Here is a 21,235-nt window from a genome sequence, read left to right on the forward strand (position 1 = left end):
CCATTGGGGGAGCTGACCGAATTGTGCGCTTTCGGCTACCTCAATTACGGACGGGTGAATTGAAGGCAGGCGCCGGGTTGCGGCAAGGTGATCACATGCCGCCGGGGTCAGGTACGGCTGGGAGTGCGCGGGCGGTCCGCGGCGGGCAGGCAGAGGCCGCCGGCGCGCCGGGCCTCCGCCAGGGTCGTGCGGAAGAGGCGCTCGACGTCGCGGGCCTGCGCGGTGAGACGGCCGGTGTGGGGGACGGCCAGGTGGTCCTCCTCGGTCTCGGCCAGCAGGCGCTCGTAGTCGGAGGTGCGCTCCCGCAGCACCCCGAGCTGCCGGTGCGCGTGGAACACCGCGTCCGCCCTGCGCACCCCGGCCGCGTACTCCTCCAGGGCGGCCACCCGCGCCCCGAGCGAGCGGTGCGCCCGCTCCAGCGCCTCGGCGTAGGGGCCGAAGACGGCGGCGACGTCCTCGGGCACGTCCCGGGGCACGATCCGGTGGTGCTCCGCCCGGGTGCGGGTGAGGTCGGCCAGCCGTACGGCGAGCCGCCAGATTTCGGCCGGGAGCGTCACGGCGTTGTCGATGGCGTCGAGCATCCCGGCGCGGTGCACCCGCGACAGCATCACTTCCTCGGCCGCCCGCTGCGCCCGGGCCAGCAGCTCCCGGGACTCCGCGTCCAGGTCACCGGGCAGGACGAACCGGTCGGCGTGCGCCGCGGCCACGCGCAGCCGCCGCCGCGCCTCGCGGCGCGCGGGGTCGCCCGCCAGCGCGTGGACCCCGGACAGCCCCGCGACGACGGCGCCGAGCGCGGCCATGCCCCACGGCCCGGCCAGCGCGAGGGTCGCCAGGAGGAACAGGGCCACGACCACGATCGCCGCGGGGTGGGGACCCGCGCGCGGGGGGACGGCGCCGCCGCGCACGGCGATGAGCGCGGCGGGGGCGGAACGCAGCGTCCCGGCGACCCCCGGCGGCAGCGCCGGGTCGAGGACGAGCCGGGGGAACTCGCGCGACGGCGTGCGTGCGTCCACATGACCTCCTGGGGAAGGCGGTTGGCGGCGAGCCCGCGCACCACGCCGGGGCGAGGACCACCAGGGCTCACCCATTTACACCACATGCCGGTTTTCGCCGGGATGGCAGCCGCCACGTGATGGACATGTCTTTTGACACTGTGCCGCGTGCGGTGTTCTCCGCGTGGACATAGGCCCCATATAGGCTGGCGCGTGATGAACAAGCTAACGAGGTGGATAGCCCTTGACGGAGCCGTCAACGTGCGGGACCTCGGCGGTCTCCCCACGACGGACGGCCGGACGACGCGGTTCGGGCAGGTGCTCCGCTCGGACAACCTGCAGGACCTCACCGACGCCGACGTGCGCAAGCTCGTCGGCGAGATCAACCTGCGCGACGTGATCGACCTGCGCTCCAACAACGAGGTCGCCCTCGAAGGCCCGGGTCCGCTGACCCGCGTGCCGGAGGTCGGCATCCATCACCTGACCCTGTTCGCCGAGGGCGGCCTGCACACCGACGTCGAGGCCGACACAGGCGTCCCGGCGCCCGCCGGCCGCCGCATCGACGCCGACCGGGTGCTGCCCTGGCAGGGCCGCCACGAGGAGGGCACGCGCGAGAGCAGGGTCATCGGCTTCTACCAGGGCTACCTGCGCGACCGGCCCGACGCGGTCGTCGCCGCGCTGCGCGTGCTCTCCCAGGGGGACGGCGCGGCCCTCGTGCACTGCGCGGCGGGCAAGGACAGGACCGGCGTCGTCTGCGCCCTCGCCCTGTCGGTCGCCGGGGTCACCCGCGAGGCCATCGTCGCCGACTACGCGCAGACCGGCGACCGCATGGAGCGAATCCTCACCCGGCTGCGGTCCACCACGACCTACCGCGACGACCTGGACACCCGGCCCGCCGACAGCCACATGCCGCGCCGGGAGCACATGGAGCACTTCCTCGGGCTGCTCGACGAGCGGTACGACGGGCCGGTCGGCTGGCTGGAACGCAACGGCTGGACGTCCGGCGACTCCGGCGCCCTGCGCGCGCGGCTGCTCGGCTGACCCCTCAGAACGCCGGCGGGTCCAGCGCGACCGCGCGGCCCTCGGCCGCGGACGTGCGCGCCGCGTGCAGCACCGCCAGGGCCTCCGCCACCTCGGACGGATCGACCGGCGGCGGCGCGCCGTCGCGCAGGCAGGCCACCACCCCGGCGTAGAACTCCTGGTAGGCGCCCGGCACGGTCGCGACGGGCCGGGCGTCGCCGTCCGTCCCGAGCGTGCCCCACCGCTCCGGAGGCTCGGCGCCCCAGCCGGGCCCGCCCGGGCGCTCGCCCGCGCGCAGCCGCTCCTCCTGCACGTCCAGCCCCCACTTGACGTAGGCGCCGCGTGAGCCGAGCACCCGCAGGCGCGGCCCCGGTCGCGCGGCCACCGAACTCATCCACAGATGGGACCGCGCGCCGCCCGCGTGGGTCAGCGCGACGAACGCGTCGTCGTCCGCGCCCACCCCCGGCCGCCGCACGTCGGCCTCGGCGTACACCGAGGACACCGGACCGAGGTAGCGCAGCGCCTGGTCCACCAGATGGCTGCCCAGGTCGTACAGCAGCCCGCCCAGTTCCTCCGGCCCGCCGTTCTCGCGCCACCCTCCCTTGGGCACCGGACGCCAGCGCTCGAACCGGGACTCGAAGCGGTGGACCTCGCCGAGGTCGAGCGTGCGCAGCGTCAGGAAGTCGCCGTCCCAGCGGCGGTTCTGGAAGACCGTCAGCATCACGCCGCGCTCGCGTGCCAGGCCGATCAGCTCCACGGCCTCGGCGGCGGTGCCGGCGAGCGGTTTGTCCACCACCACGGGCAGCCCCGCCGACAGCGCGGCCCGGGCCAGCGGGACGTGCGTGCGGTTGGGCGAGGCGATCACGATCACGTCGAGCCCGAGCCCGAACAGGTCGTCGGCGGAGGGGACGACCCGGGCACCGGGGTGGTCGCGGGCGACGCGGGCCACGCGGCCGGCGTCCCGGGTGACGACGGCGGCGAGCCGCAGGCCGGGTGTCGCGGCGATGAGCGGGGCGTGGAAGAACTCTCCGGCCGTGCCGTACCCGGCCAGGCCGGCGCTGATCATGAGTCGGACTCGTCGCGCTCGGCGAGGAAACGCTCGAACTGCGCGGCGAGCTCGTCGCCCGTGGGCATCGGCGTCGTCTCGGCCATGAGGTTCTCGCGCTCGGCCCCGGCGGTGAACGCGTCGTACTGCTGTTCCAGGCCCTGGATCGCCGTGGACAGCTCCGCGGAGGCGACGATCTGCTCCTCGATCTCGGCCGTGGTCTTCTCGGCGGCGTCCCGCAGGCCGTCCAGCGGGAACACCAGCCCCGTGCTGCGGGTCACCGCCTCCAGCGCGGTCACCGCCGCCCGGGGGTACTCGGCCTGGGCCAGGTAGTGCGGGACGTGGACGGCGTACCCGAGGGCGGCGTGGCCGCGGGCGCCGAGCCGCAGCTCCAGCAGCGCGGCGGCGCTGCCCGGCACCTGGATCTTGCCGAACGGGCTGCCCGGGCCGGTCACCAGCTCCGGGCGGGTGCCGTGGGCGGTCACGCCGAGCGGGCGGGTGTGCGGCGCGGCCATGGGGATGCCGTGCACGGTGACCAGCCTGCCGATGTTGAGCCGGGTGACCAGGGCGCCGACCGCCTCGGTGAACAGCTCCCACTCACGGTCGGGCTCGGGGCCGCTCATCAGCAGGAAGGGCGTGCCCGCCGTGTCGTGGGCGAGGTGGACGGCGAGCTCCGGAGTCTCGCAGTCGACCCAGCGGTCGGTGTCGAAGGTCATCAGAGGACGCCGCGACCGGTAGTCGAGGAGGCGGTCCACGTCGAACGTCGCCACGACCCGGTGCTCAAGCTCGGCGAGCAGGTGACCGATGGCGAGCCTTCCGGCGCCCCCGGCGTCGACGAAGCCCTCGAAGTGGTAGAGCAGCACCGGATCGGTCAGCTCGGGCACATCGCCGCTGAGCCGGTAGAGATCCGTCGGGTCGAACACCTTGGGTCCCAGCCTTTCTATCGTCTCTCAAGAGAGAACCTATGGGATGTGGCGAGGATTCCGCCGGGCGAGTGGCCCGCTACCCACCGTCGGACCACGCGCACCCGGCGCGGCACAATGGATCTCGTGCCAGAGAACCCAGCGGGCCGGGGGGACGCGGGGCCGGGCCAGGACGTCGAGGAGCTCGCCACCCGCCTGTTCCAGATGGCCAGGTCGGGCCAGACCGACCGCCTGTGCGCCTACGTCGACGCCGGCGTCCCGGCGAACCTCCACAACGACAAGGGCGACACCCTGCTCATGCTCGCCGCCTACCACGGCCACGCCGGCACGGTGCGGGCCCTCCTCGACCGCGGGGCCGACCCCTCGCGTGCCAACGACCGCGGGCAGACCCCGCTCGCGGGCGCGGTGTTCAAGCAACTGCCCGACGTGGTGCGCGCTCTGCTGGACGCCGGCGCCGACCCCGCGCAGGGCACTCCGTCGGCCGTCGAGACCGCACGCATGTTCGGACAGGAGGAGTTCCTGGCCTGGTTCGGGGACGACGGTCGATAGTGCCGGACATAAACCAGTCGCGATGTGGTTACGGGCAGTCTTTGTTGCCATGATGTGGGGATGGCTGATTTAGCGGTATCACAGCTTGTTCTGCCAGATTTGTCGTGCCCGTTTCCCAGCCTGATCAGCCCGCACGCCGCGCAGGTCGACCGGGAGACGCTCTCCTGGCTGCGTGCCTGCCGCATGATCGACGACCCCGCCGAGCTGGAGCGCTACCGCGAGGCCGCCTACGGCTACCTCGGCGCCCGCGCCTACCCCTACGCCTCGTACGAGATGCTCCGGCTGGTCACCGACTGGTGCGTCTGGCTCTTCGCCTTCGACGACGCCTTCTGCGAGTCCGACCGGCGGGCCGCCGAGATCGCGAGGGCGCTGCCGCAGCTGCTCGTCGTCCTGGACGACATCGACGCGGGCATCCCGGTGGAGAACCCGTTCGCGCGGGCCATGCGCGACGTCATGCGCAGGGTCGCCGCCGCAGGGAACGCCGACCAGCTCGACGGCTGGCGCGCGCTCACCAAGGAGTACCTCTTCGCCCAGGTCTGGGAGGCCGCCAACCGCGAGGACGCCGTCGTCCCCCTCTACAACGACTACGTCTTCATGCGGCGCAGGACGGGCGCCATGCCGACGGTCTTCTCGCTGATCGAGCTGGCCGCCGGGCAGACGCTGACCCCGGCGGAGCGGCGCGCGCCCGGCCTGCGGGCCATCACCGAGTGCGCCAACGACGTCGTCGTCTGGGACAACGACCTGCTCTCCTACGCCAAGGAGCGGGAGGGGGTCAACGCGGGCAACAACCTGGTCAGCGTGCTGGTCCGGCACGGCGACCGGACCACCCAGGAGGCCATGGACCAGATCGGCCGCCTGCGCGACCGGGCCGTGGCGCGGATGCTCGCGCTGCGCTCGGAGATCGCCGCGTGGGGCTCGGAAGGGGTGATGGCGTACGTGCGCGGGCTGGAGCACTGGGTCAGCGGCAGCGTGGCCTACTCGCTCACCAGCCCCCGGTACACCCGCGCCTGGAAGGGCACGGCCGCCGTCGCCTGGCGCGGCCGCAACTGAGCGGCCGCCCCCTGAGCCGCCGCGGCCTCACCCGGCGGCGTCGATCTCGCCCATCGCGTAGCTGACGGCCTCTTCGAAGTCCATGCGCGTGCCCTGCCGGTAGGCCTCCTGGTACGCCTCCTCGCCGAGCAGGCGCTTGCACTCCTTGACGCACTGCTCGTGCTCGGTGCCGAAGAACGGCGAGCCGAACAAGGGGAGGCCGAAGAGCTGCCAGTTGACCTGGGCGGCGCCGAGGATGCGCGCCGCCCGCGCCGCGTCCCCCTGGTCCAGCGCGAGCTGCGACAGCGTCTCCATCGCCACGACGGCGCCGAGCACGTCGTGGAAGTGGCGCTTGATGCGCAGGGCCTCCTGGGCGCTGAACACCGCGTCCGCGGTCCTGCCGGTCATGCGCTCGATCGCCGAGGTCGCCCACACCGCGTAGGAGCGCAGCCACAGCTCGCCGCGCTCGGCGCAGAGCTGACGGCAGTCGCGCAGCAGCGCCTCGGCCTCATCCAGCTCGTCCTGCTGGGTGAGCACGACCGCCAGCTCGACGATCGCGGGCAGCAGGCCGGGGTTCAGCTCGCGCCCGCTGCGGTGGAACTCGATCGCCACGCCGAGCAGCGCGGTCGCCTTGTGCAGGTCGCCCTGCAGCCAGGCGGCGGTGCCCTGCATCTTGGTGGCCAGGATCACCGCGATCGAGTCGCCGACCCGGACGGCGTCGCCCGCGCACTGCTCCGCGGCCTCCAGCGCGCCCACGGTGTCGCCCTGGGCGCTGCGGACGTACGACAGCACCCACAGCGCCTTGCAGCGCTCCCTGCTCGGGTCGGGCGAGGCCCGCAGGGCCCGCTCCAGGTACAGCCGGCCTTCGCGGGCGAACCCGCAGGCCACCCACATGAACCACAGCGAGGACAGCAGCGTGAGCCCGGTGCGGGCCTCCTGAGGGTCGCGCAGGCAGAAGTCCAGCGCGGCGCGGATGTTGTCGTGCTCCTGGCGCATGCGCCCGAACCAGTACACCTGCCGCGGCCCCGACCAGGCCAGCTCGCCCCGCTCGGCCAGCGCCAGGTAGTAGTCGCGGTGGCGGCGGCGCAGCGCCTCGGTCTCGCCGAGCTTGTCCAGCCATTCGAGGCCGTAGTGGCGCAGGGTGTCCAGCAGGCGGTAGCGGGAGCCCGAGCGCTCGACGGAGCTCAGCAGGATGGACTTCTCCACCAGCCCGGAGATCAGATCCATGATGATCTCCTCGGGCAGGGTGTCGCCGGAGCACACCTGGCAGGCGGCCTCCAGCTCGAAGTCGCCGGAGAAGATGGAAAGGCGCGCCCACAGCAGCCGCTCGGCCGGCTCGCACAGCTCATGGCTCCAGCCGATCGCCGCGCGCAGCGTCTGGTGGCGGGGCAGCGCGGTGCGGCTGGCCCCCGCGAGCAGGCTGAAGCGGTCGGTCAGCAGCGCGAGGATCTGCTCCACCGACAGCGCGCGCAGCCGCACGGCCGCGAGCTCCAGCGCCAGCGGGATGCCGTCCAGCCGCCTGCACAGCTCGGAGACGGCCAAAATGTTGTCCTCGTCCACGGCGAACCCCGGGACGACGGCCGCGGCGCGCTCGGCGAAGAGCCGGACCGCCTCGTTGACGTACGGGCTCTCGGAGCGGTCGTCGCCGGGCACCGACAGCGGCGGGATCGGGACGGACTGCTCGCCCTGCACGCCGAGCGACTGCCTGCTGGTGGCCAGCACCCGCACGCCCGGGGCCGCGCGCAGGACGCGCTCGATGAGCTCGGCGCCCGCGGTCAGGACGTGCTCGCAGGAGTCGATGACGAGCAGCAGCTCGCGGTCGCCCAGCCACTCGGCCAGCGTGTCGGCCTCCGGGCGCGCCGACTGGTCGGCGATGCCGAGGGCCGCGTTGACCGCGTGCGCGACCATGAACGGGTCCTGCAGGCGGGACAGGTCGGCGTACCAGACGCCGTCGGGGAAGTGCCCGGCGACCTGGTGGGCCGCGCGCAGCGCCGTGCGCGACTTGCCCACGCCGCCGATGCCCGTCACGGTCACCAGCCGGTGGTCGCGGAGACGTTGCCCGAGGCCGGCGAGCAGCCGATCTCTGCCGACGAAGCTCGTGAGCTCCGCGGGGAGGTTTCCGTCTCTTCGCCATGATCCCGGCGATGCCATGGCCGCCTCACGTGGGGTCGATCCGGCGTGCGTCCTGACCCGCATCGTACCCGTGCGGGCCGGAGGCTGTCCCCGTGGCGGAGACGCCCGGCTCGGACGGGTGCGTGCCGGTGCTCGGCACGGCCCGGAAACCAGTTATTAGGGGTATAGCGGGAAACGAGGGAGTCTTGGCCGAGCACGCGATCGCGGCGGTGCCGGGGCGCGTAGCATTGTCCCCGTGACTGTGCATGAGCCGGATGACCTGCGTCCGGTGGACCTCTCCGACGAGGGGCCGCCGGTGCTGCCCGACCAGACGAGCGACGAGAGTGACTCCGCCTGGGGCGAGTGGCGATCGTCCGACGACGTGTCCCGGTTGCTGGAGGAACGCCCGCCGCACTGGGACTGACGCCCGTCGTCCGGCCCGCGCGGGACACCGCCGCCGGGCCTGAACCATGGAAGCCACGGTCCCGAAGGTCTTCTCGCCTCCGGGGCCGTGGCTTCTTCCATGCCCGTCCGCCGCGTCCGGCGGCCGGGGCCGTGACGCTCAGACGTGGTGCGCCGCGCCCGCGCCGTTCATGCTGAGGACCGGCTCCTCCTCGCTCGCGGGCCGGTCGTCGCTCACGGGCAGCTCGTCGATCACGGGCGTGTCCTCGGCGTCGGAGCCGTCCGGCACCACGATCGCGGGGAACGTCCCGGTGTCGATGATGCCGGACTCGTTGTAGGCCGCCTCGATCAGCGCGTGCGCCCGGGGCTCCAGCTTCCACAGCGCACGGTACTCGCGTGCCGCGGCCAGCGAGACGCCCGTCTCCCTGGCGATGTCGGCCGCGCGCGGCACGAACCTGCGCTCGATCTGCTTGTCCCAGTACTGGCGCGCCGCGCGCATCAGGGCCGCGCGCTGGGCCGTGTCGACCACCTGGGGTGACGGCTCCACCGTCACTGCGGCGTCCTCGTCGTCCTCCGCGTCGGCGATGTAGGTGACCGGGCGGGGACCCGCCAGCGGGAGGGCCTGCGGGGCGGGCTGCTCCTGCTCCGGCTCCCACGGCACCGGGGGCCGCAGGTCGATCAGCGCGCTCGTGTTGTACAGCGCGCCGATCTGCGACAGCAGGGCCTCCTGACGCTCGGCGTCGACCGCGAGGCCGGTGTGCTCCACGGCCTGGTCCATCATGCGGTCCAGCTTGGCGAGCGCGGCGCGCATCTTGCGGTCGGAGGCGCCCGCCTCGCGCAGCGCGCGGGCGCGCTTGGCGGCCAGGGCCACGCGGGTCAGCCTGCGGTGCGCGTCGACCTCGGTCACGGTGCGGTCGCTGACCTCGGCGAGGCCCATGCGGACCATCGCGCGCTCGGGGGTGAAACGCCACTTGATGCGGGAGCGCCCGGTGATGCGGTGCCGCTCGATGGCCATGCCGCGCTCCCACAGCCACGCGGCCACCAGGGGGGCGGCGAGCCGGAAGATCGCCTCGGCCAGGCTGCGGGCGTCCAGGCTGGACAGCACCGCCGACAGGCCGGTCAGCACCCACACGGCCATGCCGTCGATGCCGGCCGAGAAGTTCTCGCGCATGTTGCGGCGGGCACGCACGGCGCTCGTGATCACCGCGACCTCGATGAACGCGAAGAGCAGCAGGCGCAGCGGCCCGTCGAACCCGAGCACGTCACCGGAGAACCGCCACATGCCCTGGGCGGACACGCCGGTCGCGATGCTGGCGGCGACGATGGTCAGGATGTCCTCTGCCGGACGGTTCGCCGCGAACTTCTGATAGCCGCGCGACGCCGCGCGGTAGGCGGCGCGCAGGGCGAGGTACGCGAGGACGAGTGCGACCAGAGTGGACACGCAGATGATGGCCGCTCCGAGCGGATTGTCCGCCGCGTACGTGGTCAATTGATCGATGGGGGGCATCAGTCACTGTCCGTCATTCTCGATGTCCGACAGGATTACCGGAAGGATCATTCCAGACCCGCGCCGCTGATGTTCCCTCAAACCCACTTATGTCGCACAGAAAGTCAACGGCATCCGGGATCCCAGGGGCACCAGGGGCGCCGCGCAGCCCCGCCGGGGGCCGATCAGGGGCGGCGGGGCGCTACGAGACGACGTCCTTGCGGCGGAACCGGCGGAACGCCAAGGCGACGAGGACGACCGCGTAGGTCACCGAGAGCGACGCCCCCTTGGCCATGCGGCTCCAGTCCAGCTCCGGGGCCAGGGCGTCCACCCAGGCGGCGTTCCAGAACGTCGGCAGGAACTCGCGCACCACGCCGAGCGCGTCCACCGCCTGCAGGATGGTGCTCACGATGACCAGCCCCACCGCGCCCCCGACCGCGCCGAGTGGCGAGTCCGTGCTCACCGAGAGCAGGAACGCCAGTGCCGCCACGACGAGCTGGCTCACCAGGGCGTAGCCCACCACGATCCCGAAGCGCGGCAGCACCGAGGCGGCCGCGACGGCCTCGCCCGTGCCCGGCAGGCGGATGTCGTTCCACCCGAACGCCACCGTGCCCGCCAGCAGGGCCATCAGCGGCAGCGCCACCACCGCCGTCGCCGAGTAGGTCAGCGCCACCACGAGCTTCTGCCGCAGCAGCCGGTCACGCGGCACCGGCGCGGCCAGCAGGTAGCGCAGCGACGACCAGCTCGCCTCGCTCGCCACCGTGTCCCCGCAGAACAAGGCCACGGCCACCACCAGCAGCAGCGTCGCCGACACCGACAGCACGAACGCGGCGAAGTTCAGCCCGCCCTGCGTGGCCAGGTCCGACAGCCGCAGGCTGCTCTGCTGGACGGGCGCGGGGCCGAGGGCGAACGCCGCCACGAGGATCCACGGCAGCGCCAGCAGCAGCCCGAACATCACCAGCGTGCGCCGCCGCCGGAACTGCCGCACGAACTCCACCCGCAACGGCAGCGTGCCGCGCACGGGTCCACCGCCCCGCGCGATCCCCACGCCGTTCCCGGCCGCCGGCGCTCCCGCCGCGCCGCCCGACCCGTTCCCCGTGGCCGGTGGTCCCGCCGCGCCGTCGCCGGGAGCCGCGGTCGCGGGCTCCCGCGCTTGCGTACGGTCCGGTCCGCTCATGCCCTGCCTCCGCCGTCTCCGATCAGGTCGAGGAAGACGTCCTCGAGACGTCCCGGCGCGCCGCCCGTGGGCGCGTCGCCGAGCAGGTCGCCCACCGGGCCCGCCGTGACCAGCCGGCCCCGGTGCATGACCACCACGTGGTCGCAGGTCTGCTCCACCTCGGCGAGCAGGTGGCTCGACACGATCACCGTGCGGCCGTGCGCCGCGTACCGGATCAGCACCCGGCGCATCTCGGCGATCTGCGGAGGGTCGAGGCCGTTGGTCGGCTCGTCCAGCACCAGCAGGTCGGGCAGCCCCAGCATGGCCTGCGCGATCGCCAGCCGCTGCCGCATGCCCTGCGAGTACGTGCGCACGGCGCGGTCCAGCGCCGCGCCGAGCCCGGCGATCTCCAGCGCCTCCTCGGCGTGGGCCTCGCCGGCGGGACGGCCGGTGGCCCGCCAGTACAGGTCGATGTTCTCCCTGCCGGTCAGGTGCGGCAGGAAACCCGGGCCCTCCACGAACGCCCCGACGCGCCCCAGCACGGGCGCGCCCGGCGTCACGCGGTGCCCGAACACGCGGATCTCGCCCGCGTCCGGGTGGATCAGCCCGAGCAGCATGCGCATCGTCGTGGTCTTGCCCGCGCCGTTCGGCCCGAGCAGGCCGAGCACCTGGCCGCGCTCCACGCGGAACGACAGGCCGTCCACGGCGAGCTCGCCGTCGCGGTACTTCTTCGTCAGCCCGGTGATGCGCAGCGGCACGTTCGCCAGCGAAGACTCCGGGGCGTCGTCGCGCCGCCCGCGCCCGGCCAGCACCAGCGCGACCGCGACGGCCAGCGCCGCCAGGGGCAGCGCCCAGGTCCACCAGGACGGACCGGCGGCGGGCGTCCTGAGCGCCCGGTCGGCGGGGACGGTGAGCGACGGCGCGGCGGCCACGCGGAACACCGCGGGGGAGGTGCCGGAGGCGTACCCCATGTCGGTGGTGCCGACCACCACCCGCAGCCGGTGCCCGGCGTCGAACCGGTGGTCGATCGCCGGAAGCGCCACCGTCACCGGCGTGCCCGCGGGCGTGGCGGTGACCCGGAACGGCGCCACCAGCCCCTGCGGCAGCGCCGGGCGCTGCCCGCCGACGTCGTACACCTTGGCGAACAGCGTGACCTCGCCCGTCCCGTACACCGTGAGGCCCGCCGTGGGGGAGCCGGTGACCTGGAGCGGCGCGGCCAGCGGCGCCGACTCGAACGCGGCGGCCTGGCCCGGCATGTCCAGGGCCAGGCCCGCCTGGGAGTCCGCGAGGCCGCCGAGCAGGCCGCCGATGCCCGGCACGGCGGAGATCGCGGCGGGCGAGCCGCCCGGCGGGACGGCCACCGGCTGCGCGGGCCCCGAAATCGTGACGGGCGTGCGCGAGGCGCCCGAGACGCCCGGGTAGCGGCCCGCGACGGCGTGGACGAGCACGGGCCGCCGGGTGCCCGGGTCGCGCCCGCCGTCCCGGGTGACGGTGAACGCCTCCCCGGCCCTGGCGTCGTCCGCGTCCTTCTTCAGCCAGCGGTCGAACCAGCCGATCGTGCGGTCGGCCACCCAGTCGGCCTCGCCGTCCCCGCCGTCGTGCCCGCCCTCGAACCAGGCGACCTCCACGGGGGCGCCGGTCGCGGCGATGGCCCTGGCGTTGGCGTCGGCGTGCCCGAGCGGGAACAGCGAGTCCCGTTTGCCCTGGATGAGCAGGCTCGGCACCCGGATCCTGCCCGGCACCGAGATGGGGCTGGACCGGCGCAGGGTGGCCACGGCGTCGGCGGTGGCCCGGCCCGTCGTCGCCACCTCGGCGTACATGGCGCAGATCTCCGGAAGGAACCGCCCGCACTGGACGTCCTGCGTCCCCCCGGCTGAGCCCCCGGGCCCGCCCCGGCCACCAGACGTCCCAGGAGCGCCCGACGCCCCCTGGCCACTCGGCGTCCCTGAACCGCTCGGGGGCCCGGAGGCGCCGGCCGCGCCGCCCCCGAGCGCCGCCGCCAGGCCGCCGCCGCCCGGTGCGAGCGGCGAGTCGGCGCCCCTGCTGAAGAACAGCCCGGCCCACATGCGCTTGAACACCCCGCGCAGCGGCCCGCCGCCCGTGGCCTCGGGGAACAGCGCGTCGGCCAGGTCGTACCAGGTGATCTGCGGGACGATCGCGTCGATCCTGGCGTCGTAGGCGGCGGCCATCAGCGTGATCGCCCCGCCGTAGGAGCCGCCCGCCGCCCCGAGACGCGGGTCGCCCGGCCCGTCCAGCACCACCTCGGGCCGCTTCGCCAGCCAGTCGACGAGCTGCCGGACGTCCTTGACCTCGTAGTCGGGCGAGTTCAGCGCGATCTGCCCGCCGGAGGCGCCGAACCCGCGCGCCGACCAGGTCAGCACGGCGTAGCCGCGCCGCGCCAGCAGCTCGGCCTCGGCGCGCACGCTCGCCTTGCTGCCGCCGAACCCGTGGGCCAGCAGTACGGCCGGCCCCTTCCCTCCGCCCGCGGGCGGGAAGAAGGTGGTGTCGAGCGTGACCCGCAGGTCGTCGCGCGGGCCGTCCACGACCGGGATCATCTGGTCGATCGCCCGCACCGGCGGCGACGACGGCCACAGGACCCAGATCGCCGCGCCCGCCACCAGCACGGCCGCCACGATCAGCGCGACCGGCCGCCTTCCCCCAAGCTTCATGCCGCGAGCCTACTGATCGGCGCCGGGCATCGGCTGAGACGGCTCTCAGGTGCGCTGATCTCCGGGTGATCCCCGATTGCGGTACATGTCGAGGACCGGCATCATTTCTTCGCGTGAAGCACGGCGCGGGCATCAAGGACAGAGCCACCCAGGTGATCGAGTGGGCTCTGCCGTACTGGACGCGAGGTCCCGCGGGAAGGCAGACGCCCCCCGACCTCCTCCGCGTCCTCTATTTCTCTTGGATCGTTGCATTCGTCCTCAAGGTGCTCGGCGCGTCGTGGGACGTCTCCTGGCACTTCAAGTGGCTGCGCGACGACTTCGCCCCGCCCCACATGATCAACAGCGTGGGCACCGCCATCGTCGTGGCCCTGACGATCATCCACGGGTACACCGGCTACGGCGTCGACCGCGCGGCCCAGCGCCTGATCCAGTGGGGCACCGGCGTCTTCCTGATCGCGATCCCGATCGACCTGATCAACCACCGGGTCAACGGCATCGACATCACCTCCTGGAGCCCCTCGCACGTCCTGCTGTACGTGGGCACCGCCTTCATGATCGCCGGGGTGATCCGGGGCTGGCACGTCTCGGCGCCCCCCGGACGCCTGCGCACGCTCGTGCTCGGCGGCCTGTTCGTGTTCTTCCTGGAGAACGTGCTGTTCCCCAGCGAGCACCAGGAGTACGGCGTGCTCAGCCTCGCCGCCTGGGACCGGGGCGTCCGCTACGCCGAGCCGATCCTGCTCAACTTCGCCGCCGACCAGATGGGCCGCTCCGTCGACCGCGGGATGGTCGAGAAGTTCACGCTCCCCGTCCCCGACTGGGTGTACCCCATGTGGTTCGGCGTCGCCGCCGTCCTCGTCCTCGTCGTGGCCCGCATGCTGGTCGGCCGCCGCTGGACCGCCACCGCCGTCGCCGGCGTGTACCTCGCGTTCCGCACGATCCTGTGGCCCCTGCTGTACGCCACGCACTTCCCGCCGTCGGCCGTGCCGTTCTTCCTGCTCGCCGTCGCGGTCTGCGTCGACGTGGCGTTCCTCCTCAAGGTCCCCGCCGTCCGCGCCGTCGCCGGGGCCGTCCTGGTCACCGCCGCCGTCTACGGCTCCCTCGCCGTCCAGGAGGCCCTGCTCGACGCCCCGCCGTTCCTGCTCGCCTCCGCCCCGGTCAGCGCCGTCCTGCTCGCCGGCGCCTGGCTCGGCGTCGAGTGGCGCGCCCGCGGGCGCGCCCCCGACCCCGAACCGGTCCTCCCGCCGGTCGGCACTCCCGCCGCCATCCCTTAGTCCCGTCGCGCCCGGCGCCCCCCGGCCCTTGTGGCACGGGGGGTGCGGGTCAGGCCACCGGGGCGCGGGTCAGGGCGACCGCCACGCCGTACGCCAGGCCCATCACGGTGATCTCCAGCAGGGCCCACGCCGCGAACGCCGTCGCCCGGCGCCCGGCGACCGCCGGCATGAGACGCCAGCGGATGCGGGCCCCGAGCACCGCGATGGCGCACGCGAAGACGGTCTTGGCGAGCACCAGCCACCCGTAGCGGGTGGTCACCAGCGACCCGGGCAGGCTCGTCGTCGGCGACAGGGCCAGCTCGACCAGCCCGTTGAACAGCCCCGACAGGCCCACCACCAGCAGCGCGACCGTGGCCAGCCGCGAGAACCTCGGCAGCGCGCGCGCCAGCAGGTCGCGGTCGCGGGCCAGGAACACGGCGAGCGTCACCAGCCCGCCCGTCCACAGCGCGGCGCCGGCGACGTGCAACTCCATCGAGACCATGCTCAGGTCGTGCCAGTACCAGTTCGAGGCGTGGCCGCTGACCGGCAGCGGCAGCAGCCCGAACAGCGCGACCGCGACCCGCAGCTCGGCGGGCACCTTCTCACCGAAACGCACCGCCAGCAGGGCGAAGAAGGTGTAGATCAGGGCGATGGCGGCGCTGATCACCAGTCCTTGGCCCGCGCCGATGCGGGCGACGTAGGAGGCGGGGTCGGGCGCCTGGCCGGGGGTGACCTCGGCCGCGCTGAGGATCATGGTGATCAGCGCGGCGAGCGCCCAGCCGAACGCCGTCATCACCGCCCAGCTCCGCGCCCGGGACAGCACGGCCTCGGTGCGCCCGGGGTCGTCGAACCCGAGCAGCCGCGGCAGCAGGCTCAACCCCACGGTCGCCAGCGCGCACAGGTCCATGACCAGCCGCGTCACCGGCAGCCCGTACTCGACGAACGGCCCCGGCGCGGCGATCCCCGGCACGACGCCCTCCGCCGTCCACCACGCCGCGACGACCACGGCCACCAGCCCGCCCCCGGCGATCGCCCAAGCAGGCGGCCACCGGACCTCCACCGGGACGGAAGGCACGGCGACAGACGAGTCCCCGGCGGGAGGCTCGCCGTCGTGCGCGTCGGTCGTGAGCGAGGGACCGTGGGTGGTGTCGGTCGTGAGGGAGGAATCGTGGCCGGTCTCGGTTGTGGGGGAAGGGCCTTGGGCGGCGCCGGTCGTGTTCACGCGCCCTCGCCCTTCGCTGGGCGGCCCTGGCGGGCGACGACGCGGATGCCGAGCCCGGACAGCAGCAGGGCGGCCACCAGCAGCCCCCACACCCAGCCGCCGTTGTTCGCGGGCGGCACGCTGGAGACGGCGACCGTGCCCGCGGGAGACGCCTGGGCGGCAGGCGACTGCGGGGCTACGGGAGCCGCGCTCGCCGCCCCCGTGACGGTGAAACCGATCTTCCCGGTCACCGGATGACCGTCATTGGAGAGGATCTGGTAGCCGATGACGTAGTCGCCGGGCGCGGCCGAGGCCGGGAGCGTCGCGATCACGTCGTTGTCCGCGACCCGCACCGTGAGCTTGGCGACGACGCCCCCCGGGCTGGTCAACGCCACCTGGGCGAAGTCCGCCCGCACGGACTGGTCGAAGCTCAGCGTGGCATGCCCGGGCATGGCGGAGAACCGGGCGCCGTCCTCGGGGTCACTGCCGGTCAGCACGTTGTGCGCCGAGGCGGGCGCCACACCCAGCGCCAGGGCCGCACAGACCGCGAACAGCACCGTAAGGAATCGCCTCACGCGACATGACCTTTCCTAAACGTTTCCGAACGCTGCCATGCTCCCATCTCCCCAAGCCCCCCGCGGAACCAGATCCACGGGACGGCCCGGACGCGACCGGCGATGTACCGGCGAGAACGAAAGGGTTCGGGCCGTTCTCGTCACCACGGAGAAAGCTGCTCCTCTCCCCACGTGGAGGCCATAGAACTGTCGCACCGGTCTGCTTCAGTGATCCGCGAGGGACGGATCGCCGTCCGAATCTGCAGGCGGACCTTTACAAGATGCGGGTTCGGCCATCGGAGGACGATCCGCGGTGAAGGCGGGAACCCGGCGTGAGCAGAGGGGAATGGGTCTTTCTCGCGGGAGGTGGGAGGGCTAGCATCCCAGCACCCCCCATCGCTTGGAGTAACGTCTCGTGAGCACGCCGCCTCCGCGCAAGCAGCCGTATGACGTCCCTCTCGCCCTCGCCGAACCGGTCACGCGTGTGGGGCCGCGCTGGGTCGGGCTCATCTCGCTGGCGAACCTCGCGCTGTGGATGGCCTACTTCGGGCCGTTGCAGGTGCTGCTGCCGCAGCAGGTCGCCGATGTCGCGCCCGGAGGCAAGGAGACCGCCCTCGCCTGGGTGACGGGGCTGGGCGCCGCCGTCGCGATGGTCGCCAACCCGGTGGCCGGCGCGCTGTCGGACCGGACGACGGGGCGCTTCGGCAGGCGCCACCCCTGGACGCTGCTCGGCGCGTCGACCGGAGGGCTCGCGCTCGTCCTCCTGGCCTTCCAGGGCACGGTCGTGGGGGTCGCGATCGGATGGTGCCTGGCCCAGGCGGGGCTGAACGCGATGCAGGCGGCGCTGACGGCGGGCGTGCCCGACCACGTGCCGGTGGGTCAGCGCGGCGCGGTGTCGGGGTGGATCGGCATCCCGCAGACGCTGGGCGTGGTGGTGGCCGTCGTCCTGGTGACGATGGTCGTCACGACCACCGAGTCCGGCTATCTGCTGATCGGCGTGCTCGTGCCGCTGTGCGCGCTCCCGTTCGTCCTCGCCACCCCGGACGCCTCGCTGCCGGCCGAGCGACGCCCGCCGTTCGGCCTGGCCGGCTTCCTGCGCGGCTTCTGGATCAGCCCACGGGCCCACCCCGACTTCGCCTGGGCCTGGCTGACCCGCTTCCTCATGCAACTCGGCAACGCCATGGTCCTGCTCTACCTGCTGTACTTCCTCACCGACGCCGTCCACTACGAACGCGTCTTCCCCGGGAGCAAGGCCGAGGACGGCCTGCTCGTGCTCATCCTGATCTACACGGCGACCGTCGTGCTCACCACAGTCGCCAGTGGCGCGATCTCCGACCGCCTCGGCCGCCGCAAGACCCTGGTGACCGTCTCCGGCGCCATCAGCGCCGTCCCCGCCGTGCTCCTGGCATTCTGGCCGCAGTGGACGGTCGTCACGGTGGCCGCGGCGATCATGGGCATCGGCTTCGGCGTCTACCTCTCGGTGGACAACGCCCTGGTCACCCAGGTACTCCCCGCGGCGGCGGGCCGCGCCAAGGACCTCGGCGTCATCAACATCGCCAACTCGGGCCCCCAGGTGCTCGCCCCAGTGATCGCCGGTCCCATCGTCGCGAGCCTCGGCGGCTACCCGATCCTCTACCTCACCGCAGGAACCCTGACCCTCCTCGGCGCCGCCCTGGTCTGGAAGATCCGCTCCGTCCCCTGACCGCTCGTCCCGCTCCTGCGGCAGCGAGACCGTCCCGAGCACATCATGGGAATCACGCTCATTTGGTCCCGCGTCGATGCCGATGGTCGTGACCTCGGTGGTCCACTCGAACACGGCGCCCCGATATTCGGGGCGGGTCATGCTGCCCACCACCCCCTGTGGCCGCCGCGGTGCGCCGCGGAATCGGCCGGTCGCTTTGGTGGCTTGCGGCATGCCCGTCCACTAGGGAAGGATCATCCCCTACGTCCCAGGCCGATGGAATGTGCCGTCGGCTGACGGGCCGGACAAGCTTCGCAATTTTAGAAAAACGGAATATGGAGGCTGCTATGCAGCCACAGGAGACTATCGAGCGGTTCGGGTACCGCCAGGAATTGCAGCGGGGCGTCGGCCTTGCCGATCTGGTCTTCTACGGCCTGGTCATGATGGTACCGATCTCGCCATTCGCGATCTTCGGTGACGTCTATCACGTGTCGAACGGCATGCCCGCGCTGGCGTACCTGATCGGGATGGTCGCGCTGCTCTTCACCGCGAGCTCCTACGCGCAGATGGTGAAGGCGTTCCCGCTGTCGGGATCGGTCTACAACTACGCGGGCCGCGGCATCGCGCGCCCGGTCGGCTTCATGACCGGGTGGGCGATTCTTCTCGACTACCTCCTCGCTCCCACGCTGCTCTATCTGCTGGCGTCGATCGCCATGAACGCCGCCGTGCCCGCTGTGCCGATCTGGGCATGGCTGGTCGTGTTCGTGATCGTGAACACGGTGATCAATCTGCGTGGCATCAGGGTGACTCTGTCGCTCACCAAGGCCATGATCGTCGCGGAGTTGATCGTCCTCGCGCTCTTCCTCGCGGCCGGCGTGTGGGCGCTCATGCAGGGCAAGGGGCAGGGCTTCAGCCTCGCGCCGCTGTTCAGCGCGGACACGATCTCCTGGCCCGTGGTGTTCGGCGCGGCCTCCTTCGCGGTGCTGTCGTTCCTCGGCTTCGACGGCATCAGCATGCTGGTCGAGGAGTCCAAGGGCGGCTCGGCCCAGGTCGGCAAGGCGATGAAGGTCGCCCTGATCCTGGCCGGGGTGCTGTTCATCGTGCAGGTGTGGGTCGCCGCCCTGCTGGTGCAGGACCCGGCGGCGCTGCTGGCGGAAGGAGACCACAGCACCGCCTTCTACGACGTCGCCGCCGTCGCCGGCGGCAGTTGGCTGCAGCACACGACGTCGATCGCGACCGGGATCTCCTGGGGGCTGGCCAACACGATGGTCGCGCAGGTCGCCGTGTCACGCCTGCTCTACGCGATGGCACGCGACCGGCAGCTTCCGGCCTTCCTGGCGCGGGTGTCGGTCAAGCACTCGGTGCCGGTCAACGCGACCCTCCTCGTCGCCGCCCTGTCCGTCGTGCTCGGAGTGTGGATGTCCACCCGCGATGACGGTGTGAGCCTGCTCGTCAATCTGATCAACATGGGAGCGCTGGTCGCCTTCATCGTCCTGCATGTGTCCGTTGTCGTGCATTACGTGATCCGGCAGCGATCGAACGATCTCGTGTCCCATCTGATCGTGCCTCTGATCGGCATGTTGATCCTCGTCTTCGTCGTGATCAACGCCAGCGTCATGGCGCAGTGGCTCGGGCTGATCTGGCTGGCCGTCGGCGCGCTGATCATGATCGCGGTGTACGTCAGGGGCCGCCGGCCCGACCTGTCCGGCCTCACCCAGTAAGGGAGCACCCCGACGTCATGAACCGGCCGTCGCTCCATCAGGAGCTGTACCTCATCGCTCACGACGACGATGGCAAGCCGCTGATCCAGCCGCCGTCCCTGCGCCTCGGACTGGCCGGTGCGGTGCTGCTCGACCTCGCCCTGAACGGCCGTGTCAACGTCACCCAGGGCCGGATCGCCGTCTACGATCGCAGCCCGATCGGCGACACGGTCGCCGACAGCCTCATCCCCGCGATCCTGAACGACCGCGTCAACCGCGACCTCAAGCTCTGGATCAAGCAGATCGCCGAGGACATCTACGACCGCACCTGCGGAAGCCTGGTCGCCGCCGGCGTCCTCACCAAGGTGACCAGGCGCCGCCTGGGCGTGCTCGCCCAGGTCCGTTACCAGCCCGTCGACACCACCCCGGCCGTACGCGCACGCGCCGGGGTGCGCGAGGCCACCACCGACGCCCGAGGAACCCCCGACGCCCACTACGCGGCGCTGTGCGGGCTGGTCGGCGTGCTGCGCCTGGAGTCGACGCTCTACATCAATCAGCCGTCGAACCGGCTCGTCGGCCGCCTGCTCACCATCGCGGGCGAGTACTCCCGGCCGGTCCAGGAGATCACCCAAACCGTGGACACCCTCATCGGCGAGACCGCCGTCGCGGCCTACCGGTGACCTCGGGTGCCGCGACCGCGCCCACCGGTCGCCCATGGTCACCATGGGTATTGTCGCGACCGCGTCGCGTGACATCGTTTAACCTTTACCTGTGACGGTTAGAGTAAAGGTTATGGAGCGCCGCGAAAGGACACGGGCCAGGCGGGCGGGGCCCGCGCGTATCTCCAGCAAGAACCAGGTGACCCTGCCGGCCGCCGTGCTGCGCAAGCTCGGCCTGGGGCCCGGTGACCCGATCGACATCACCGAGGAGGGTGGCGACATCGTCATCCGGCGACATCGCAGCCGCTTCACGGGCGTCGTCGGCACCGTTCCCGGTTTCGCCGAAGCCGTGGACGTCGAGGCGAGTCGCGAAAGCTGGGACTGACGGCGTGCCCACGGTGATGCTGGACACGAACATCGTCGCCGGTCTCCTCGATCCCGGCGACGCGCTCCACGAGGGAGCCCTGGACGCGGTTCGCCGCTGGGAGGGGCGGGCGGCGAGCTTCGCCATCTCCGTGATCACCTGGAGCGAGCTCCGGGTCGGCGCCGTCCGCAGGGGGCCCATGGCCGAGAAGGCGCTCGCGGAGTTTCGGTCCGCGGCCGTCGATCGGATCGTCGCGGTGGACGAGGCGGTGGCCGAGAGCGCGGCTCTGCTCAGAGCGCGAGACCTGACGCTGCGGATGCCTGACGCCCTCATCATCGCGACCGCGCGGGAGGCCGGCGCCGAAGCCTTGCTCAGCGGGGACCAGAAGTTCCTCGGCGCCGCGCCCGATCTCGTGGAGCTCGTTCGCGCGTGCTGATCCGGAC

Annotated in this window: 19 protein-coding genes; 10 read left to right on the forward strand and 9 right to left on the reverse strand. The window is 72.6% G+C overall.

What is annotated here, in order from left to right; genetic code table 11:
* Positions 1-107 precede the first annotated feature (107 nt).
* Positions 108-1,013: a hypothetical protein gene (locus BJ982_RS20800; protein WP_184882539.1), complete on the reverse strand. Its 906-nt coding sequence runs from the start codon at positions 1,011-1,013 to the stop codon at positions 108-110.
* 195 nt (positions 1,014-1,208) lie between these two features.
* Here BJ982_RS20800 and BJ982_RS20805 point away from each other — a divergent pair, with 195 nt between their 5' ends.
* The gene (locus tag BJ982_RS20805) at positions 1,209-2,033 is read left to right on the forward strand and encodes a tyrosine-protein phosphatase (protein WP_184882541.1); all 825 of its coding nucleotides are present in this window, start codon (positions 1,209-1,211) and stop codon (positions 2,031-2,033) included.
* A gap of 4 nt (positions 2,034-2,037) precedes the next feature.
* On the opposite strand, the gene BJ982_RS20810 is transcribed toward BJ982_RS20805, so the two are convergent.
* Positions 2,038-3,078: a Gfo/Idh/MocA family oxidoreductase gene (locus tag BJ982_RS20810; protein ID WP_184882543.1), complete on the reverse strand. Its 1,041-nt coding sequence runs from the start codon at positions 3,076-3,078 to the stop codon at positions 2,038-2,040.
* Positions 3,075-3,980 carry a proteasome assembly chaperone family protein gene (locus BJ982_RS20815; protein ID WP_184882545.1) on the reverse strand — a complete coding sequence of 302 codons (906 nt, stop codon included), beginning with the start codon at positions 3,978-3,980 and terminating at the stop codon, positions 3,075-3,077. Before BJ982_RS20815 ends, BJ982_RS20810 begins: the two co-directional genes overlap by 4 nt.
* Before the next feature lie 204 nt (positions 3,981-4,184).
* Between BJ982_RS20815 and BJ982_RS20820 the strand changes: the two genes are divergently transcribed.
* Positions 4,185-4,529, forward strand: coding sequence for an ankyrin repeat domain-containing protein (locus BJ982_RS20820; RefSeq protein WP_239122832.1), 345 nt, complete (start codon positions 4,185-4,187; stop codon positions 4,527-4,529).
* 99 nt (positions 4,530-4,628) lie between these two features.
* Entirely contained in the window at positions 4,629-5,579 is a 951-nt protein-coding gene (locus BJ982_RS20825; protein WP_184882550.1) for a 4-epi-cubebol synthase, read from the forward strand.
* Between the two features lie 27 nt (positions 5,580-5,606).
* Here BJ982_RS20825 and BJ982_RS20830 read toward each other — a convergent pair whose 3' ends face one another.
* Positions 5,607-7,709, reverse strand: coding sequence for an ATP-binding protein (locus BJ982_RS20830; protein WP_184882552.1), 2,103 nt, complete (start codon positions 7,707-7,709; stop codon positions 5,607-5,609).
* Positions 7,710-7,926: 217 nt separating this feature from the next.
* Here BJ982_RS20830 and BJ982_RS20835 point away from each other — a divergent pair, with 217 nt between their 5' ends.
* A complete protein-coding gene (locus BJ982_RS20835; RefSeq protein ID WP_184617794.1) occupies positions 7,927-8,094 on the forward strand; it encodes a hypothetical protein in 168 nt (55 codons plus the stop codon).
* 138 nt (positions 8,095-8,232) lie between these two features.
* Here the strand turns inward: BJ982_RS20835 and BJ982_RS20840 are convergent, their stop codons facing one another.
* The 3 genes from BJ982_RS20840 to BJ982_RS20850 form a co-directional block, all read right to left on the reverse strand.
* Entirely contained in the window at positions 8,233-9,561 is a 1,329-nt protein-coding gene (locus tag BJ982_RS20840) for a hypothetical protein (RefSeq protein WP_203958929.1), read from the reverse strand.
* A gap of 199 nt (positions 9,562-9,760) precedes the next feature.
* The gene (locus tag BJ982_RS20845; RefSeq protein ID WP_184882554.1) at positions 9,761-10,735 is read right to left on the reverse strand and encodes an ABC transporter permease; all 975 of its coding nucleotides are present in this window, start codon (positions 10,733-10,735) and stop codon (positions 9,761-9,763) included.
* Positions 10,732-13,383: an alpha/beta fold hydrolase gene (locus tag BJ982_RS20850; protein ID WP_184882556.1), complete on the reverse strand. Its 2,652-nt coding sequence runs from the start codon at positions 13,381-13,383 to the stop codon at positions 10,732-10,734. Before BJ982_RS20850 ends, BJ982_RS20845 begins: the two co-directional genes overlap by 4 nt.
* 113 nt (positions 13,384-13,496) lie before the next feature.
* On the opposite strand from BJ982_RS20850, the gene BJ982_RS20855 reads away from it, so the two are divergent.
* Entirely contained in the window at positions 13,497-14,654 is a 1,158-nt protein-coding gene (locus tag BJ982_RS20855) for a hypothetical protein (RefSeq protein WP_239122823.1), read from the forward strand.
* 49 nt (positions 14,655-14,703) lie between these two features.
* Here BJ982_RS20855 and BJ982_RS40520 read toward each other — a convergent pair whose 3' ends face one another.
* Both BJ982_RS40520 and BJ982_RS20865 read right to left on the reverse strand, forming a co-directional pair.
* Complete coding sequence (locus tag BJ982_RS40520) at positions 14,704-15,855, reverse strand: CopD family protein (RefSeq protein ID WP_184882558.1); 1,152 nt, start codon at positions 15,853-15,855, stop codon at positions 14,704-14,706.
* On the reverse strand, positions 15,852-16,409 hold the full coding sequence (locus BJ982_RS20865; RefSeq protein WP_184882560.1) for a copper resistance CopC family protein: 558 nt from the start codon (positions 16,407-16,409) through the stop codon (positions 15,852-15,854). Before BJ982_RS20865 ends, BJ982_RS40520 begins: the two co-directional genes overlap by 4 nt.
* A 394-nt stretch (positions 16,410-16,803) precedes the next feature.
* On the opposite strand from BJ982_RS20865, the gene BJ982_RS20870 reads away from it, so the two are divergent.
* From BJ982_RS20870 to BJ982_RS20890, 5 genes are all read left to right on the forward strand, one after another.
* Complete coding sequence (locus tag BJ982_RS20870) at positions 16,804-18,090, forward strand: MFS transporter (protein WP_184882562.1); 1,287 nt, start codon at positions 16,804-16,806, stop codon at positions 18,088-18,090.
* A gap of 260 nt (positions 18,091-18,350) precedes the next feature.
* The gene (locus BJ982_RS20875) at positions 18,351-19,790 is read left to right on the forward strand and encodes an APC family permease (protein ID WP_239122822.1); all 1,440 of its coding nucleotides are present in this window, start codon (positions 18,351-18,353) and stop codon (positions 19,788-19,790) included.
* A 17-nt stretch (positions 19,791-19,807) separates the two neighbouring features.
* The gene (locus BJ982_RS20880) at positions 19,808-20,449 is read left to right on the forward strand and encodes a GOLPH3/VPS74 family protein (protein ID WP_184882564.1); all 642 of its coding nucleotides are present in this window, start codon (positions 19,808-19,810) and stop codon (positions 20,447-20,449) included.
* 112 nt (positions 20,450-20,561) lie between these two features.
* Positions 20,562-20,813, forward strand: a complete 252-nt coding sequence (locus tag BJ982_RS20885) for an AbrB/MazE/SpoVT family DNA-binding domain-containing protein (RefSeq protein WP_184882566.1) — start codon at positions 20,562-20,564, stop codon at positions 20,811-20,813.
* Positions 20,814-20,817: 4 nt separating this feature from the next.
* The gene (locus BJ982_RS20890; protein ID WP_184882568.1) at positions 20,818-21,228 is read left to right on the forward strand and encodes a type II toxin-antitoxin system VapC family toxin; all 411 of its coding nucleotides are present in this window, start codon (positions 20,818-20,820) and stop codon (positions 21,226-21,228) included.
* The last annotated feature ends 7 nt before the right edge of the window (positions 21,229-21,235 follow it).

It is taken from the genome of Sphaerisporangium siamense, assembly GCF_014205275.1.
Lineage (GTDB): Bacteria > Actinomycetota > Actinomycetes > Streptosporangiales > Streptosporangiaceae > Sphaerisporangium > Sphaerisporangium siamense.

Bases quoted from the DNA above. Each gene is read 5' to 3' on its own strand.
- BJ982_RS20875 (WP_239122822.1), top strand. From the start codon at position 18,351: ATGTGCCGTCGGCTGACGGGCCGGACAAGCTTCGCAATTTTAGAAAAA.
- BJ982_RS20820 (WP_239122832.1), top strand. From the start codon at position 4,185: ATGGCCAGGTCGGGCCAGACCGACCGCCTGTGCGCCTACGTCGACGCC.
- BJ982_RS20805 (WP_184882541.1), top strand. From the start codon at position 1,209: ATGAACAAGCTAACGAGGTGGATAGCCCTTGACGGAGCCGTCAACGTG.
- BJ982_RS20845 (WP_184882554.1), bottom strand. From the start codon at position 10,735: ATGAGCGGACCGGACCGTACGCAAGCGCGGGAGCCCGCGACCGCGGCT.
- BJ982_RS20810 (WP_184882543.1), bottom strand. From the start codon at position 3,078: ATGATCAGCGCCGGCCTGGCCGGGTACGGCACGGCCGGAGAGTTCTTC.
- BJ982_RS20880 (WP_184882564.1), top strand. From the start codon at position 19,808: ATGAACCGGCCGTCGCTCCATCAGGAGCTGTACCTCATCGCTCACGAC.
- BJ982_RS20850 (WP_184882556.1), bottom strand. From the start codon at position 13,383: ATGAAGCTTGGGGGAAGGCGGCCGGTCGCGCTGATCGTGGCGGCCGTG.
- BJ982_RS20830 (WP_184882552.1), bottom strand. From the start codon at position 7,709: ATGGCATCGCCGGGATCATGGCGAAGAGACGGAAACCTCCCCGCGGAG.
- BJ982_RS20885 (WP_184882566.1), top strand. From the start codon at position 20,562: ATGGAGCGCCGCGAAAGGACACGGGCCAGGCGGGCGGGGCCCGCGCGT.